Origin of the sequence: Cellulosimicrobium sp. CpK407 (assembly GCF_051844275.1) — a bacterium.
Classification (GTDB): Bacteria; Actinomycetota; Actinomycetes; order Actinomycetales; family Cellulomonadaceae; genus Cellulosimicrobium; species Cellulosimicrobium cellulans_G.
Map to the genome: position 1 here is coordinate 1 of NZ_JBGNYC010000078.1, position 15,546 is coordinate 15,546.

General features: G+C 74.4%; 15 protein-coding genes and 2 tRNA genes. 9 read left to right on the plus strand and 8 right to left on the minus strand.

Going from position 1 to position 15,546, the window contains the following annotated elements:
* Nucleotides 1-41 precede the first annotated feature (41 nt).
* The gene (locus ABWU78_RS20180) at nucleotides 42-2,096 is read right to left on the minus strand and encodes a M13 family metallopeptidase (protein WP_253051221.1); all 2,055 of its coding nucleotides are present in this window, start codon (nucleotides 2,094-2,096) and stop codon (nucleotides 42-44) included.
* Between the two features lie 60 nt (nucleotides 2,097-2,156).
* Between ABWU78_RS20180 and ABWU78_RS20185 the strand changes: the two genes are divergently transcribed.
* Nucleotides 2,157-2,618 (plus strand): ribose-5-phosphate isomerase, encoded by a 462-nt coding sequence (locus ABWU78_RS20185; protein WP_087471678.1) that lies wholly within the window; start codon nucleotides 2,157-2,159, stop codon nucleotides 2,616-2,618.
* A gap of 1 nt (nucleotide 2,619) precedes the next feature.
* The gene (locus ABWU78_RS20190; RefSeq protein WP_253051222.1) at nucleotides 2,620-3,657 is read left to right on the plus strand and encodes an Fpg/Nei family DNA glycosylase; all 1,038 of its coding nucleotides are present in this window, start codon (nucleotides 2,620-2,622) and stop codon (nucleotides 3,655-3,657) included.
* Nucleotides 3,658-3,660: 3 nt separating this feature from the next.
* Here ABWU78_RS20190 and ABWU78_RS20195 read toward each other — a convergent pair whose 3' ends face one another.
* The gene (locus ABWU78_RS20195) at nucleotides 3,661-5,001 is read right to left on the minus strand and encodes a GNAT family N-acetyltransferase (RefSeq protein WP_253051223.1); all 1,341 of its coding nucleotides are present in this window, start codon (nucleotides 4,999-5,001) and stop codon (nucleotides 3,661-3,663) included.
* A 66-nt stretch (nucleotides 5,002-5,067) separates the two neighbouring features.
* Between ABWU78_RS20195 and ABWU78_RS20200 the strand changes: the two genes are divergently transcribed.
* Entirely contained in the window at nucleotides 5,068-5,496 is a 429-nt protein-coding gene (locus ABWU78_RS20200) for an MGMT family protein (RefSeq protein ID WP_290444928.1), read from the plus strand.
* A 51-nt stretch (nucleotides 5,497-5,547) separates the two neighbouring features.
* Here the strand turns inward: ABWU78_RS20200 and ABWU78_RS20205 are convergent, their stop codons facing one another.
* The 6 genes from ABWU78_RS20205 to ABWU78_RS20230 form a co-directional block, all read right to left on the minus strand.
* Complete coding sequence (locus ABWU78_RS20205; protein WP_253051224.1) at nucleotides 5,548-6,597, minus strand: LLM class F420-dependent oxidoreductase; 1,050 nt, start codon at nucleotides 6,595-6,597, stop codon at nucleotides 5,548-5,550.
* A gap of 265 nt (nucleotides 6,598-6,862) precedes the next feature.
* Complete coding sequence (locus ABWU78_RS20210) at nucleotides 6,863-7,879, minus strand: DUF1648 domain-containing protein (RefSeq protein WP_353708092.1); 1,017 nt, start codon at nucleotides 7,877-7,879, stop codon at nucleotides 6,863-6,865.
* On the minus strand, nucleotides 7,876-8,229 hold the full coding sequence (locus ABWU78_RS20215) for a GntR family transcriptional regulator (RefSeq protein ID WP_253051226.1): 354 nt from the start codon (nucleotides 8,227-8,229) through the stop codon (nucleotides 7,876-7,878). The genes ABWU78_RS20210 and ABWU78_RS20215 overlap by 4 nt, the downstream gene beginning before the upstream one ends.
* Before the next feature lie 92 nt (nucleotides 8,230-8,321).
* Nucleotides 8,322-8,909 (minus strand): serine O-acetyltransferase EpsC, encoded by a 588-nt coding sequence (gene epsC, locus ABWU78_RS20220; protein WP_439159327.1) that lies wholly within the window; start codon nucleotides 8,907-8,909, stop codon nucleotides 8,322-8,324.
* A 43-nt stretch (nucleotides 8,910-8,952) separates the two neighbouring features.
* On the minus strand, nucleotides 8,953-9,888 hold the full coding sequence (cysK, locus tag ABWU78_RS20225; RefSeq protein ID WP_439159324.1) for a cysteine synthase A: 936 nt from the start codon (nucleotides 9,886-9,888) through the stop codon (nucleotides 8,953-8,955).
* 522 nt (nucleotides 9,889-10,410) lie between these two features.
* A tRNA-Gly gene (locus tag ABWU78_RS20230) sits at nucleotides 10,411-10,481 on the minus strand.
* 193 nt (nucleotides 10,482-10,674) lie between these two features.
* Here ABWU78_RS20230 and ABWU78_RS20235 point away from each other — a divergent pair.
* The 6 genes from ABWU78_RS20235 to ABWU78_RS20260 form a co-directional block, all read left to right on the plus strand.
* A tRNA-Pro gene (locus ABWU78_RS20235) sits at nucleotides 10,675-10,748 on the plus strand.
* An 85-nt stretch (nucleotides 10,749-10,833) separates the two neighbouring features.
* The gene (locus ABWU78_RS20240; protein WP_439159325.1) at nucleotides 10,834-11,790 is read left to right on the plus strand and encodes a DMT family transporter; all 957 of its coding nucleotides are present in this window, start codon (nucleotides 10,834-10,836) and stop codon (nucleotides 11,788-11,790) included.
* A 109-nt stretch (nucleotides 11,791-11,899) separates the two neighbouring features.
* Complete coding sequence (gene tig, locus ABWU78_RS20245; protein ID WP_353708094.1) at nucleotides 11,900-13,309, plus strand: trigger factor; 1,410 nt, start codon at nucleotides 11,900-11,902, stop codon at nucleotides 13,307-13,309.
* Between the two features lie 258 nt (nucleotides 13,310-13,567).
* A complete protein-coding gene (locus tag ABWU78_RS20250; RefSeq protein WP_087471688.1) occupies nucleotides 13,568-14,215 on the plus strand; it encodes an ATP-dependent Clp protease proteolytic subunit in 648 nt (215 codons plus the stop codon).
* Between the two features lie 37 nt (nucleotides 14,216-14,252).
* Complete coding sequence (locus tag ABWU78_RS20255; RefSeq protein ID WP_353708095.1) at nucleotides 14,253-14,969, plus strand: ATP-dependent Clp protease proteolytic subunit; 717 nt, start codon at nucleotides 14,253-14,255, stop codon at nucleotides 14,967-14,969.
* A gap of 213 nt (nucleotides 14,970-15,182) precedes the next feature.
* The coding region (locus tag ABWU78_RS20260; protein ID WP_439159326.1) for a ClpX C4-type zinc finger protein at nucleotides 15,183-15,546 on the plus strand (364 nt) is incomplete at its 3' end.

Below are 15,546 nucleotides of genomic sequence, written 5' to 3' on the forward strand. Positions count from 1 at the left end.
GCGGCGGGTGAACCGCCGCGGGCCCTTCGTGCTCCCTCACGTCACCAGATGCGCACGCGCTCCTCCGGAGCGAGGTACAGCGCGTCACCGGGCTGCACGTCGTAGGCCGCGTAGAACTCGTCGACGTTGCGGACGACGCCGTTGCAGCGGAACTCGTTGGGGGAGTGCGGGTCGGTCGCGATCCGCCGCACGACCTCCTCGTCGCGGCCCTTGGACTGCCACACCTGCGCCCAGCCGAGGAACACGCGCTCGATGCCCGTGAGCCCGTCGACGACGGGCGCCTCCTCGAGCGGCCGGCCGAGCGCGATCCGGTAGGCCTTGAGCGCGATCGACAGACCTCCGAGGTCGCCGATGTTCTCGCCGATGGTCAGCGCGCCGTTGACGTGCGGCCCGTCCTCGCCGAGCTGGGCGGGGCGGAACGCGTCGTACTGGGCGATGAGCGCCTTGGTGCGCTTCTCGAACTCCTCGCGGTCCGTCGTCGTCCACCAGTCCTCGAGGCGGCCGGCGCCGTCGTACTTGGAGCCCTGGTCGTCGAAGCCGTGGCCGATCTCGTGGCCGATGACCGCGCCGATCCCGCCGTAGTTCACCGCGTCCTCGGCCTCCGGGTCGAAGAACGGGGGCTGGAGGATCGCCGCGGGGAAGACGATCTCGTTCATGCCGGGGTTGTAGTACGCGTTGACGGTCTGCGGGGTCATGAACCACTCGTCGCGGTCCAGCGGCCTGCCGATCTTGCCGAGCTCGCGGTCCTGCTCGAACGCGTGGGCGCGACGCACGTTGCCGACGAGGTCGTCGGCCTCGACGACGAGCGCGGAGTAGTCGCGCCACCTCACGGGGTAGCCGATCTTCGGCGTGAACGCCTCGAGCTTGGCGAGCGCCTTCTCCTTGGTCTCCTCCGTCATCCAGTCGAGCGTGGCGATGGACTCGCGGTACGCGGCGACGAGGTAGGCGACGAGCTCCTCCATGCGCGCCTTGTGGGCGGGCGGGAAGTGCCGGGCGACGTACTGCGCGCCCACGGCCTCGCCGAGCGCGCCCTCGACGACGGAGACGCCGCGCTTCCAGCGCTCGCGCACCTCCTGCGCCCCCGAGAGCGTGCGGCCGTAGAAGTCGAAGTTGGCCTCGACGAGCTCGTCCGTGAGGTACGGTGCGCGGGCGGTGACCAGGTGGTACACCATCCACAGCTTCCAGTCCTCGAGCGGCTCGCTCGCCCAGAGCTCGGCGAACCCGGTCGCGAAGTCCGGCTCGCGCACGACGACGTCGTCGAGCGACCCCTCCGGCGCCCCGAGGGCGAGGACCCAGGCACGCCAGTCGAAGCCGGGGGCCTCGTCGACGAGCGCCGCGAGCGTCCGCGGGTTGTAGGTGAGGTCGGCGTCGCGGTCGCGGACGACGTCCCAGTGCTTCGCGGCCAGCCTCGTCTCGAGCGCCAGGACCCGCTCGGCGGCGTCCTCGGGCGTCGCGCCCCAGGTCTCGGCGGTGACGCCCGCGAGGGCGAGCATGCGTGCGACGTGCGGCACGTACTTCTCGCGCACCGGCGCGTACTGGTCCTCCCGGTAGTACGCCTCGTCGGGCAGCCCGAGCCCGGACTGGTAGAGGTAGGCGACGTAGCGCTCGGGGTCCTTGGCGTCGTTGTCCACCCAGAAGCCGACGGCGCCCGCGCCCCCGGTGCGCTGGAGCGCGCCGAGCACGCCGGTGAGCTCCGCCTGCGTCGTCGCGGACGCCACGAGCGCGAGGTCCGACTGGAGCGGGATCGTGCCGAGCGCCTCGATCCGGTCGGTGTCCATGAAGCTCGCGTACAGCGCGCCGACCTTCGCGGCGTCCGCGCCGACGTCCGCCGCGCCCGAGGCCACCTGCGCCCCGAGATCGGTGATGATCTCGCGCACGTGGACCTCGGCCTGGTCGTGCAGCGCGCGGAACGCGCCGTCCATGGCGCGGTCGGCGGGGATCTCGTGCGTCGCGAGCCAGCGCCCGTTGACGTGGCGGTACAGGTCGTCCTGCGGTCGGACGGCGGGGTCCAGCGCGCCCAGGTCGATGCCGGAGCGCGCCGCAGCGGACGTGCCGGAGGCGGACGCGGGCGTGGACGTCGGGGAGGTCTGTGTCATGCGTCTCAGGCTACGGCCTCCCCCCGACGTCCAGAGGTCCCGCTGGGGCATGATGGGGCCATGCGCGTTCACATCGCCGCGGACCACGCGGGCTACGAGCTCAAGACCCATCTCGTCGAGCACCTCGAGGCCGCGGGGCACGACGTCGTCGACCACGGGGCCCACACGTACGACGCGCAGGACGACTACCCGTCCTTCTGCTTCGCCGCGGGCGAGGCCGTCGCGGCGGAGCCGGGCTCGCTCGGCGTCGTCATCGGCGGGTCGGGCAACGGCGAGCAGATCGCCGCGAACAAGGTCGTCGGGGTGCGCGCCGCGCTCGCGTGGAACCTCGAGACCGCGCGCCTCGGCCGCCAGCACAACGACGCGAACGTCGTCGCGGTGGGCGCTCGCCAGCACTCGGTCGACGAGGCCGTCGAGCTCGTCGACGCGTTCCTCGCGGAGCCGTTCAGCGGGGACCCGCGCCACCAGCGCCGGATCGACCAGCTCGCGGCGTACGAGACGACGCGCGGCGCCTCCGCCTGACGTGCCGGAGGGTCATACCGTCCACCGGCTCGCGCGCGCGTTCGGGGAGCTCTTCACGGGCGAGACGCTCGCGGTGAGCAGCCCCCAGGGCCGGTTCGCCGCGGGCGCGGCCGTGCTCGACGGGCACGTGCTCGTCGCGAGCGAGGCGTGGGGCAAGCAGCTCTTCCTCGGCTTCGCCGACCCGGCGCGCGCCGCGGTCGGGACCGCCGGCCGGCCCGACGACGTGCGCTGGCTCCGCGTCCACCTCGGCCTCTACGGGGCGTGGACGTTCGCGGGCGACGGCAGCACGGCCGTCGTGCACGCGATCGGGGCGCCGCGGCGCCGCATCGGCGAGCGCGAGACCGTCCCGGCAGGCCCGGGTGCGGTCGCCGCGGCCGGGCCCGACGACGCGTGGTCGCCCCCGCCGCCGCGCGGGGCCGTGCGGGTCCGGCTCGTCGGCGCGCACGCCGTCGCGGACCTCACCGGGCCGACGGCGTGCGAGGTGATCACGGGCGAGGAGAAGCGGGCCGTCGAGGACCGGCTCGGTCCCGACCCGATCCGCGATGCCGCGCCCGCCGAGGGCGACCCGCGCGAGGAGTTCGTGGCCGCGGTGCGGCGCTCGCGCAGCGCCGTCGGGCTGCTGCTCATGAACCAGGACGTCGTCGCGGGCGTCGGCAACATCTACCGCGCGGAGTCGCTGTTCCGCGCGCGGCTCGACCCGATGCGGCCGGGTCGTGACGTGCCCGCCGAGGACCTGCGCGCCCTGTGGGACGACCTCGTCGTCCTCCTGCGCGACGGCACCCGGACGGGCGCCATCGTCACGACCCGGCCGGAGGACCGCGACGGCCCCGGCGTCGAGCCGCCGGACGGCGCCGACGGGTCGCCCGGGCGCCGCCGCGTCCGGCAGAACACCGACGAGGCGCCCGACGCCGTCCCGGCGGAGGACGCGTTCTACGTCTACCACCGGGACGGGCTGCCGTGCCGCGTGTGCGGCACGCCCGTGCTGCTCAAGGAGCTCGCCGGCCGCAACCTCTACTGGTGCGGCGCCTGCCAGGCCTGACGTTCAGAAGACCCAGCTGCACACCGGGGCGACCGGCCAGCCGAACGCCGCGCTCGCGCGGGCGAGCGCGCCGGGGGAGTGCTCGGTGACGAGCCCCGCCGCCGCGAGGGCCGCGAGCGAGGTCCCACCGAGGTAGGCGGCGCCGAGCTCGCGCACGTCGAGCGAGAGGTCCGCGGCGTCCTCCGTCCGCTCGGCCACCGCGTCGCCGAACGCCGGCGCGCGCAGCCGCCAGCGGCCCGCGTTGTCCGGCAGGCGGTCGTCCGTCACGTGCACGACCAGGTCCACGTCCGCGGCGTAGCGGCGCGCGGCAAGCGCGGCCGGCACGTCCACCACCCGCACCCAGAGGTTGTCCGCGAGGCGCGGCGACGCCGAGCGCGGGTCCACGAGGAGGCTCGTCACGACGTCGTCCACGGGCAGCATGAAGGGCGTCACCTCGTGCGTGAGGTCGAGGTCCGTGAGCACGCCCCACAGCGCGCGCGCCGCCGCGGCGTCCAGCGCGACGACCTCGCCCGTGCTCACCGGGCCGCGCGGGCCCGTGACCTCCCAGGACAGCTTGCGGTGGAACCGCGCGTACCCGCGCGGCTCGCCGTCGAGCTCGACGATCGCGATCCGCGTCGGCTCGCGGTCCTTGCGCCACACCTTCGCGTCGTCCCAGAACGTGGCCTGGAGCTCGGGCGTCTCGCGCGTCGCCCAGCCCGGCCGGTTGATCCCCGCGCCCTGGCCCGTCGGGTCCGTGCCGGCGAGCTCGTGGAGCGTCGCGACGAGCTCCTCGTGCCGCGACCGGTCGGCGCGCTCGATGCGCACGGTGTGGCGGTCGGCGCCGGGGACGTCGCGCAGCGCGACCCCGCGCGGGACGGTGAGCCGGACGTCGTCCGCGGCCTTGCCGTAGCCGAAGCGCCCGTAGATCGCCGCCTCCGCGGCGAAGAGCGCCGAGAGGGGCTCGCCGCGCTCGCGGCACCGCGCGAGGTGCGTGTCGATCATCGCGCTGAGGATCCCGCGGCGGCGGTGCGCGGGGTGGACCCCCACCCACGTCAGTCCCGCGACCGGTGCGGTCGCCCCCGGCACCGGGAACCGCGCGAACGGGTACGACGCGTGCATCGCGACGAGGTCGCGGCGCACGGGGCGCGCGCCGTCGACGGGCGGCGCGTCGTCGACCTCGTGCTCGACCGTCACGCCGAGCGTGCGCTCCCACGTGAGCGGGAACGGGAGGTCGACGAGCTCGTCGACCTCGACCGGGGACGGGAACGTCGTCGTGTCCAGCTCCAGCACGTCGCGCAGGTCGGACGCGGAGAGAGGGACGAGCTCGTAGCCGTCGGGGAGGCGTGCGGGGCGGTGGTCGCTCATGGCCTCGATCCTCCTGTCTCGGCACGCGTCGCGCCAGGACAAATGCGGCGGCTAGGGTCGGGGACCATGGCAGGGCTCGAGGCGGGACGCACGCACGGCCGGACGACGGGGCGCACCGCCGGCGCGGGCACGGAGACCGACCGCACGGCGCTCGCGGCCGAGTACGCGGGCGCCGTGCTCGCGCTCGTCCGGCGCATCCCGCCCGCGCGTGCCATGACGTACGGGCTCGTCGCGGAGATCGTCGCCGAGGCGCTGCACCGCGGTGGCCCGCGCCAGGTCGGGCAGGTCCTCGCGGGATCGTCCGGCGTGGACGACGACGGCGCACCGGTCCCGTGGTGGCGCGTCGTCAACGCGGCCGGCTCCCCGCCGGCGCACCACCTCGACGCGGCGCTCACGGAGCTGCGCGCCGAGGGGTGCCCGCTGTCGCGCGACGGTCGCCGCGTCGACCTGCGCCGCGCGGTCTGGTTCCCCGAGGACGACACCCCCGGCCGTTGAGCGCTGGGTATCTGTCGTCCGAGGCTCCGAGGGACGAGAGATACCCCGCGCTCATCGCCGGGGCGGGGCCGCGAGGAGCGGGGCGAGCGTCTGCACGGCCGTCGCGTCACCCTGGACGAGGAGCGTCGTGACCGCGGTCTCCCGCCACGCGGCGAGGTCCCGGGCGATCTTCTCCGGCGGGCCGACGAGCGCGACGTCCTCGACCATCGCCGTCGGGACGGCGGCGGCCGCGAGGTCCTTGCGCCCGGCGAGGTAGTGCGCCTGGATCTCGTCGCACGCCTCGGCGTACCCGAGGCGGTCGAGCGCGTCGCGGTGGAAGTTCGCGCCCTTGGCGCCCATGCCTCCCACGTAGAGCGCGAGGAACGGGCGCACCTGGTCCGCGGCCTGCTCGACGTGCTCGCGCACGACGACGGGCACCGTCGCGCTCACCTCGAACGCGGCCTCGGGGGAGCGCTCGGGGGCGCGGCGCGCGAAGCCGTCGGCGAGGAGCTCGCGGAACGTCGCGTCCATGCGGGGCGAGTAGAAGAGCGGGAGCCACCCGTCGGCGATCTCGGCCGCGAGCGCGACGTTCTTGGGGCCCTCCGCGGCGAGGTGGATCGGGAGGTCCGCGCGCAGCGGGTGCACGGTCGAGCGCAGGGGCTTGCCGAGTCCCGTGCCCGCGCCCTCGGGCAGGGGGAGCGGGTAGTGCGGTCCGGACGACGTCACGGGTGCCTCGCGGCGCAGCACGTCGCGCACGACCTGCACGTACTCGCGCGTGCGGGCGAGCGGGCGGGCGTACGGCTGCCCGTACCAGCCCTCCACGACCTGCGGGCCCGAGACGCCGAGCCCGAGGACGAACCGGCCACCGGAGAGGTGGTCCATCGTCAGGGCGGCCATCGCCGTGGCCGTCGGGGTGCGGGCGGAAAGCTGCGCGACGGCGGTCCCCAGCCGGATCCGGGAGGTGCGCGAGCCCCACCACGCGAGCGGCGTGAAGGCGTCGGAGCCGTAGGCCTCCGCCGTCCACACCGAGTCGACGCCCAGGCGGTCCGCCGCGACGATCGCGTCCTGGATGCCGTCCGGGGGACCGGCCGACCAGTAGCCGGTGTGGATGCCGAGACGCATGCGGGCTCCTCCTCGTCGAGGGTCGTCGTACGGGTGCGCCCGCGCGCCGGGCACCGGCGGCGTGCCGGGGCGTCGTGCGCGGGGACGGGACGCGGGCGGTACCCGGTCGCGTGCCGGGCAGGGGTATCCGGTACGCGGAGTCTCGGGTACCGCCCCGGCTCCAGACTAGCCGATCCGCCGCCGGTCGCGGGTGCGCCCGGCCGCGGCCGCACCGGCCGCCGGGCCGCCGGGCCGACGCGACGGCGCGGCACGTCGGGACCGAGGGTCAGCGGCGTGCGCGGTCGGCGAGGGTGTTGAGGAGCGCCGCCGCGGTCCCGGCGTCGTCGACCGTGACGACGAGCGCGCGGCCTCCCGTGCGCTCGACGCGCAGCGACTCGCCGGCCCGGACGACGACGCCGACCGCGCCGCCCCGGCCGGCGCGCCAGCCCCAGCCGCCGAAGTCGCGCAGCGGAGAGACGTCGACGACGTCGGCCCGCACGACCTCGTCCGCGGGGACGCGCGTGCGAGGGAACCCCAGGGTCGACCGGACCGACAGCCCGCCCTCGTCCACGCGCACGACCCACGACATCATCGCGGCGAGCAGCAGCCCCAGGACGACCGGCACGAGGAGGAGCGCCCACTCGCGCAGGACGAGCGCCAGGACCGTGGTGAGGACGATCGCGCCCATCGCGACGAGCACCGTCGGCCCACCGCTCACGCGCCCGACCCACGCGGCCCGCTCGCCCGGTCGGAGCGCGACCCGGGGCGCGTCGGCGGGGACCCCGGCGTCGGTCGGGGCCGGGCGGTCGCCCGGCACCAGCGCCCCGACCGCGACGCCCACGAGGAGCCCGACGCCCAGCGCGATCGCCGTGACGGGGCCCAGGCCGCCGACGTCGCGCGCGTCGGCGAGGCCGCGCTGGATCCAGAGCGACCCGAGGCTGAGGGCCGCGAGCATGACCGGCAGCCCGACGGTGACTCCCGCGGCGACCCGCCGGTTCGCGGCCGACCGCCCGAGGAACGCCGTCATCGCGGCGAACCCCGCGGAGGCGACGAGTCCCAGGGCCGCGCTCCCCGCGACGGCCGCACCGAGCGACGCGAAGCCGTCGGCGCCGCTCGTGCCCCAGTGGATCGCCACGGGGTCCGGGAGGTCCGCCGACCAGCTCAGCGCGACGATCGCCGCGACCACGGTGACGACCGCCCCCGCGGCGCCGACGAGGAGCGCGAGGGCGCGGTGGTCGTCCGGGCGCGGGCGACCGTCCTCGGTCGGTCGTCCGGGGGAGCGGCGCGGGGCGGCTCGGGTCATCGGAGGGCCTCCTTCACGAGGGTCAGGACGGTCTCGGGCGGCAGGGCGAGCGCACGGGCCTCGGCCGCGACGCGGTCCACCGCCGACCGCAGCGACGCGAGGTCGACGGCGGGCGGCGCGTTGACGACGGCGCCGCGCCCGCGGCGGAGGTCGACGAGGCCCTCGTCGCGCAGCTCCTGGTAGGCGCGCAGCACGGTGTGCACGTTGACGTCCAGCGCCTCTGCGAGCTCGCGGGCCGCGGGGAGCCGCTCGCCCGGGGCGAGCCGCCCCTGGACGACACCGAGGCGCACCTGGGCGACGAGCTGCGCGAACAGCGGCTCGTCGGCCTGCGGGTCGATGCGGAACATCACGGGCCCAGTCTAGTTGTTCTAGCGAAACTAGAACAACATGGTCCGACGAGAGGGCCGCCGTCGTGCCCGACGGCGGCCCCGTGCCCGTGCGCTCAGATGACGTACTCGATGAGGAGCGACGGGTCCTCGACGGCGTCCCGCGCCGCGGGCGCCCCCGCGGGCATCCGGACCGTCGCCGGAACCCCGACCGCGACCGCCCCGGCCGGCACGTCCTTGACGACGACGGCGTTGGCCCCCACCTGCACGTCGTTGCCGACCCACACCGGCCCGAGGATCTTCGCCCCCGCCCCGACGACGACGCGGTCCCCGAGCGTCGGGTGCCGCTTGCCGCGCTTCATCGACCGCCCGCCGAGCGTCGACGTGTGGAAGAGCACGACGTCGTCGCCGACGACGGCCGTCTCGCCCACGACCACCCCCATGCCGTGGTCGATGAACAGGCGTCGGCCGATGCGCGCGCCGGGATGGATCTCCACACCGGTCAGCGCGCGCGCCACCTGCGACACGAGACGCGCGGGCAGGCGCAGCAGGGGCTCGCGCCACATGCGGTGCGCGAGCCGGTAGGCCCACACGGCGTGCACGCCCGGGTACGCCAGCGCGACCTCGAGGCGGCTGCGGGCGGCGGGGTCCCGCCGTCGGGCCGCCTCGAGGTCCTCGCCGAGCACGCGCGCGAACCGGCGCAGCCGGTAGCCGACCGCGCGGTGGTGGGGTCGAGGGTCGGTCACGTCAGTCCAGCAGGTCGGAGTACAGGATCGTCGAGAGGTAGCGCTCGCCGAAGTCCGGCACGACCGTGACGATGAGCTTGCCCTTGTTCTCGGGGCGCTTGGCGAGCTGGATCGCGGCCTCGATGGCCGCACCCGACGAGATGCCCACGAGCAGGCCCTCCTCCTTGGCCGCGGCGCGCGCGGTCGCGACCGCGGTCTCGGCGTCGATGTCGATGACCTCGTCGTAGACCCCGCGGTCCAGGATGTCGGGCACGAAGTTCGCCCCGAGACCCTGGATCTTGTGCGGCCCGGGCTGGCCGCCGTTGAGGATGGGGGACTCGGCCGGCTCGACCGCGACGATCTTCACCTCGGGCTTGCGCTCCTTGAGCACCTGCCCGACGCCGGAGATCGTGCCGCCGGTGCCGATGCCGGACACGACGATGTCGACCTCGCCGTCCGTGTCGGCCCAGATCTCCTCGGCGGTCGTGCGGCGGTGGACGTCCACGTTCGCCGGGTTGGCGAACTGGCGCGCCAGGATGGCGCCCGGGCGCTCCGCGGCGATCCGCTCGGCGGCCGCGACGGCCCCCTTCATGCCCTCCGAGCCCGGGGTGAGGACGAGCTCGGCGCCGTAGGCGCGCAGGAGCGCGCGGCGCTCCTTCGACATGGTCTCCGGCATGGCGAGCACGACGTTGTAGCCGCGGGCCGCGCCGACCCACGCCAGCGCGATGCCGGTGTTGCCCGACGTGCCCTCGACGATCGTCCCACCCGGCTGGAGCTCGCCCGACGCCTCGGCGGCATCGATGATCGAGACGCCGATGCGGTCCTTGACCGAGTTCGCCGGGTTGTAGAACTCGAGCTTCGCGACGACCGTGGCCTCGAGGCCCTCGGTGAGCCGGTTCAGGCGCACGAGGGGCGTGTTGCCGATGAGCTTCGTGGCGTCGTCGTAGATGCGTGCCATGTCTTCCTCTTCTGTCGACGGCTCGGGGTGAGCCGGGGTGGGGGTACCGATCAGGGGACGTGGGCCGACGCGGTCCGTGACCAGGATGCCCAGCGTCTCGCGGGGACGCTGCGGGCGCACGGGCGCGACGGCGGGGGTGGGCTCGTGCGGACGGGGCGGCCTGATGCGGCGCGGAGCTGCGCGGGGTCGGCGGCGGGTCGTCAGCGACAGCCGAGACAGCGACAACAGGAGACGCGCGACACGGCGCGGTGCAGCGGTGCGGGACGCGCGATCGTCGCGGTCATTCCTCGCTCCTCCTGGTCGGTCGCGCCGCGGGTGCCCGACGGTCCGGGCGTGCGGGCAGCGCGTGTGCCCCGAGGCTATCGGTCCGCGTCGGGACCCTGCAACGCCGTCCACGAGACGGTCGTCCGGCCCGTGGACGGTCGTGTGCGGGCGAGACGACGACGGGCGCCCCGCCGGCCTGGCGGGACGCCCGTCGTGACGTGCGGGAGCGACGGTCGGGACGGAGCCCGAGCAGTCCGGAGCGGGCGACGGGAATCGAACCCGCGTAGCCAGTTTGGAAGACTGGGGCTCTACCATTGAGCTACGCCCGCGCGGGCCGTGGAACCGCGGCCCGGGCTCCTCGGCAGGAGGAGCGAGGGCCGGCGCGGCGCCGACCTGCGGCCGCAACCTTAGCAAACGTCGGTGGCGCGGACGTGCCGCCCACCTGCGGAAGCGGTCGCGCGCCGACGAGGACGACCCGCTCCCGCCAGTACACTTGCCCTGGCCCGCCGCCGCAGCGGGCGACGGGGTGTGGCGCAGGTTGGTAGCGCGTCCGCTTTGGGAGCGGAAGGTCGCAGGTTCAAATCCTGTCACCCCGACCTTCGCGCGGCGCCCCTCCGGGGGCGTCGCGGGGCGTCGACGACGTCCGGGCCGCGTCGACGGCCTCGTCCTCGAGAGGTGCCCGTGACCTTGTCCACGCCCGCGGCCGGACCCGCGACCCGCGTCACCCTCGCGGCGCTGGTCGCCGCGGGCAGCGGCGCCGTGCTGTCGCTCCAGGGGCGCCTCAACGGCGACCTCGCCGCGGCAGGGACCGGCCCCGTCGTCGCCGCCTGGCTCTCCTACGTCGGGACCCTCCTCGCGACCGTGCTCGTCGTGCTCGTCCGCCGGCGCGCCCGGTCAACGCTCGACGTCCTGCGCGCCTCCGCGCCCTGGTGGTGGTTCGCGGTCGGGCTGTGCAGCGTCCCGATCGTCGTCGCCATGGCCGCCGGGGTCCCGCTCGTCGGCGTCGCGGTCGCGTCGGTGTGCTCGGTCGCGGGCCAGACGGTCGCGGGCCTCGCGCTCGACGCGCGCGGCGTCGGCCTCCCCGCGCCGCTGCGGCTCACGCCGCGCCGGGCCGCCGCCGGTCTCGCGGCGCTCGTGGGTCTGGGTGTCGCGGTGCTCGGCGGCGCGACGACCGACGCGGGGTGGGGCGCCGTCGTCGCCGGGGTCGCGCTCTTCGTCGGCGGCGCGGTCCTGTGCGGGCAGCAGGCCGGGAACGGCCGGGTCACGCAGCTCACCGGCTACCCGGTCGTCGCGACGCTCACCTCGGTCACGGGCGGGCTCGTGGGCATCTCCGTCGTCTTCGCGCTGGCCGCCGTCCTCGGCGGGCTCGACGGCGTCACGCTCCCCGGGCGGTGGTGGCTCTACCTGGGCGGCCCGCTGGGGACGCTCGTCACCGTGGCGGCCGCGTACGCGGTGCGCCACCTCGGCACGTTCGTCCTCACGCTGACGGTCGTCGGCGGCCAGATGGTCATGGCCGTGCTGCTCGACGTGCTCGGCGTCGTCGGGCTGCGGTGGCAGACCGTCGTCGCGACCGCCGTCGTCGGGCTCGCGGTCCTGCTGGTGGTCCAGCGTCGCCCGGGTGCTCGCTCATCGGCCTGACCACGACGCTTGACCGCTCGCGTACGATAGGACGGTTGCCCGTACGTCCGCGTGCGGAGCCGTCCCCGGCCGCACGCCGGCCCGCCCCGATCAGTTGGAGACCATCGAAGTGAAGAGCGCCGTCGAGACCCTGGACCCCACCAAGGTCAAGCTGACCGTCGAGGTGGAGTACGACGAGCTCAAGCCGAGCATCGAGCACGCCTACAAGCACATCGCGGAGCAGGTGAACATCCCCGGCTTCCGCAAGGGCAAGGTCCCGCCGCGCGTGATCGACCAGCGCGTCGGCTGGGGCGCCGTCATCGAGCACGCCGTCAACGACGGCCTCTCGGGCTTCTACCGCCAGGCCGCCAGCGAGGAGAGCCTGCGCCCGCTCGGCCAGCCCGAGGTCGAGGTCACCGAGATCCCGGCGAAGGCCGGCGAGGGCCAGCTGGTCTTCACCGCCGAGGTCGAGGTGCGCCCCGAGATCACGCTGCCCGCCCTCGACTCGCTCGCCATCACGGTGGAGCCCGCCGAGGTCACGGACGAGGACGTCACCGAGCGCCTCGACGCGCTCCGCGAGCGCTTCGGCACCCTCGTCGGCGTCGACCGCCCCGCGGCCGAGGGCGACTTCGTCGTGCTCGACCTCAAGGCCGAGATCGACGGCGAGGAGGTCGACTCCGTCTCCGGCGTCAGCTACCAGATCGGCTCGGGCAACATGCTCGAGGGCCTGGACGAGGCGCTCACCGGCCTCTCGGCCGACGAGACGACCACGTTCACCGCGCCCCTGGCCGGTGGCGAGCACGAGGGCAAGGAGGCGTCGGTCACCGTCACGGCCACCTCGGTCAAGCAGCGCGACCTGCCCGAGGCGGACGACGACTTCGCCCAGCTCGCGTCCGAGTTCGACACGCTCGAGGAGCTCACCGCGGACCTGCGCGAGCAGGTCGCGAGCATCAAGACGTCGAACCAGGCCGTCGCCGCCCGTGACGAGCTCCTCAAGGCGCTCAACGACGCCGTCGAGATCCCCGTGCCGTCGGGCGTCGTCGAGGCCGAGGTGCACCGCCACCTCGAGTCCGAGGGCCGCCTGGAGGACGAGACGCACCGCGCCGAGGTCACCGTCGAGGCGACCGACGCCATCCGCAACCAGATCCTGCTCGACACCCTCGCCGAGCAGCTCGAGATCAAGGTCGCGCAGAACGAGCTCCTCGAGTACCTCGTGAGCGCGTCGCGCCAGTACGGGATGGACCCGAACCAGTTCATCCAGTCGCTCGACCAGGGCGGGCAGATCCCCGCGATGGTCGGGGAGGTCGCGCGCTCCAAGTCGCTCGCCGTCGCGCTGCGCCAGATCGAGGTCAAGGACTCGGCCGGCGCCGTCGTCGACCTCACCGAGTTCATCGGCTCGGACGACGAGGACGCCGCCGCGGACGAGTCGGTCGAGGACGTCGCCGCCGAGCCCGTCGAGGAGGCGCTCGTCGACGACTCCGCCGACGCCGCCGCCGAGGCGCCGGTCGCGGACGACGAGAAGGACGCGACGAAGGCCTGACACGTCGCCGGCCGGTCGGCCGGAGCAGGTCCCACGACGGCCCGCACCCTCCGCGCGAGGGGGCGGGCCGTCGTCGTGCCCGTGCCGCGCCGGCGCGCGCCGGCCACCTGGTGCGCCGTCAGCGAAAACGCGCGCTGTCGGGACGAACGCCGGGCACCGACCGCGTTAGGGTCACTGCAGCACGGCCGGACCGGGACACCCTCCCGGCGCCGGCCAGGGCAGCGCAGGCGGGGGCGACCCGCGGGAGCGACGAAGGAGATGGAAGTGAACGAGCTGTACCTGCCGTCCGACGCGACGGCCCCGGTCAACCGCGCCGAGGGTCCGGGCTTCGGACTCAACGACTCCATCTACAACCGGCTCCTCAAGGAGCGCATCATCTGGCTCGGCTCGGAGGTGCGCGACGAGAACGCGAACGCCATCTGCGCCCAGATGATGCTGCTCGCCGCGGAGGACCCGGAGAAGGACATCTGGCTCTACATCAACTCGCCCGGCGGGTCGATCACGGCCGGCATGGCGATCTACGACACCATGCAGTACATCCAGCCCGACGTCGCGACGATCGCGATGGGCATGGCGGCCTCGATGGGCCAGTTCCTGCTCTCGTCCGGCACCAAGGGCAAGCGGTACGCCACGCCGCACGCGCGCGTCATGATGCACCAGCCCTCGGGCGGCATCGGCGGCACCGCGACCGACGTGCGCATCAACGCGCAGCTCATCATGCACATGAAGCAGGTGCTCTCCGAGCTGACGGCCGAGCAGACGGGCAAGCCGCTCGAGCAGATCCTCAAGGACAACGACCGCGACAGCTGGTTCACGGCCGAGGAGGCGCTGGAGTACGGCTTCATCGACCACGTCGTCACCAACGCGTCGTCCGTGACCGGCGGCGGCGGCACCACGGGTTCCTGACCCCGCACCGGACACCAGACTTCACCGAGGAGAACCCGTGAGCTTCAGCGCCGAGTCCCAGTACCTGTCCACCGCGCAGCGCCTCGCCGGCGCGGGCGCGCGCCCCGGCGGCATCGCCCTGCCGGGCGGCGCGCCGTCGGCGCGGTACGTCCTCCCGCAGTTCGAGGAGCGCACCGCGTACGGCTTCAAGCGGCAGGACCCCTACACCAAGCTGTTCGAGGACCGCATCATCTTCCTGGGCGTCCAGGTCGACGACGCGTCCGCCGACGACGTCATGGCCCAGCTCCTCGTGCTCGAGAGCCAGGACCCCGACCGCGACATCATCCTCTACATCAACTCGCCGGGCGGGTCGTTCACCGCGATGACCGCGCTCTACGACACGATGCAATACATCAAGCCGCAGATCCAGACGGTCTGCCTGGGCCAGGCGGCGTCGGCCGCCGCGGTCCTGCTCGCCGCCGGCCAGCCGGGCAAGCGCCTCGCGCTGCCGAACGCGCGCGTGCTCATCCACCAGCCCGCGATGGAGGGCGGCGGCTACGCGCAGGCGTCCGACATCGAGATCCACGCGAACGAGCTCATCCGCATGCGCGAGTGGCTCGAGGACACGCTGGCCCTGCACTCGGGCAAGTCGGTCGAGCAGGTCCGTCAGGACATCGAGCGCGACAAGATCCTCACCGCCGAGCAGGCGAAGGAGTACGGTCTCGTGGACCAGGTCCTCGAGAGCCGCAAGGCCGTCGCGGTCAACAAGCCCTGACCTGACCGCCCGGACCGCTCGACCCTCACGCCGCGCCGCCGTCCCCCGCCCGGGGCGGCGGCGCGACACGTTGCACCCCGTCCGGGGAGCCCACCTGACAACGGGGGCCCCGTGGTGTGGAATGGGGAGCAGGACTCGCTCGGCCGTGCCCGGGCCCCGCGCCGTCGATCCCGACGGCGGGAGGCCCCGGGCACCCGGACAAGGAGACGCGTAGTGGCTCGTATCTCAGACGGCGCCGACCTGCTGAAGTGCTCGTTCTGCGGCAAGTCGCAGAAGCAGGTCAAGAAGCTCATCGCGGGCCCCGGTGTGTACATCTGCGACGAGTGCATCGACCTGTGCAACGAGATCATCGAGGAGGAGCTCGCCGAGGCGACGGAGCTCGGCCTCACGGAGCTGCCCAAGCCCAAGGAGATCTTCGAGTTCCTCGAGCAGTACGTCATCGGCCAGGACGCCGCGAAGCGGGCCCTGGCCGTCGCCGTCTACAACCACTACAAGCGCGTCCAGGCGGGCGAGCAGTCCAAGCCGTCGAGCCCGGACGACCCGGACTACGTGGAGCTGGCGAAGTCGAACATTCTGT

Coding starts and splice junctions, on each gene's coding strand:
- ABWU78_RS20180 (WP_253051221.1), bottom strand. CDS start 2,096: ATGACACAGACCTCCCCGACGTCCACGCCCGCGTCCGCCTCCGGCACG.
- ABWU78_RS20185 (WP_087471678.1), top strand. CDS start 2,157: ATGCGCGTTCACATCGCCGCGGACCACGCGGGCTACGAGCTCAAGACC.
- ABWU78_RS20195 (WP_253051223.1), bottom strand. CDS start 5,001: ATGAGCGACCACCGCCCCGCACGCCTCCCCGACGGCTACGAGCTCGTC.
- ABWU78_RS20200 (WP_290444928.1), top strand. CDS start 5,068: ATGGCAGGGCTCGAGGCGGGACGCACGCACGGCCGGACGACGGGGCGC.
- ABWU78_RS20205 (WP_253051224.1), bottom strand. CDS start 6,597: ATGCGTCTCGGCATCCACACCGGCTACTGGTCGGCCGGTCCCCCGGAC.
- ABWU78_RS20210 (WP_353708092.1), bottom strand. CDS start 7,879: ATGACCCGAGCCGCCCCGCGCCGCTCCCCCGGACGACCGACCGAGGAC.
- cysK (WP_439159324.1), bottom strand. CDS start 9,888: ATGGCACGCATCTACGACGACGCCACGAAGCTCATCGGCAACACGCCC.
- ABWU78_RS20250 (WP_087471688.1), top strand. CDS start 13,568: ATGGAAGTGAACGAGCTGTACCTGCCGTCCGACGCGACGGCCCCGGTC.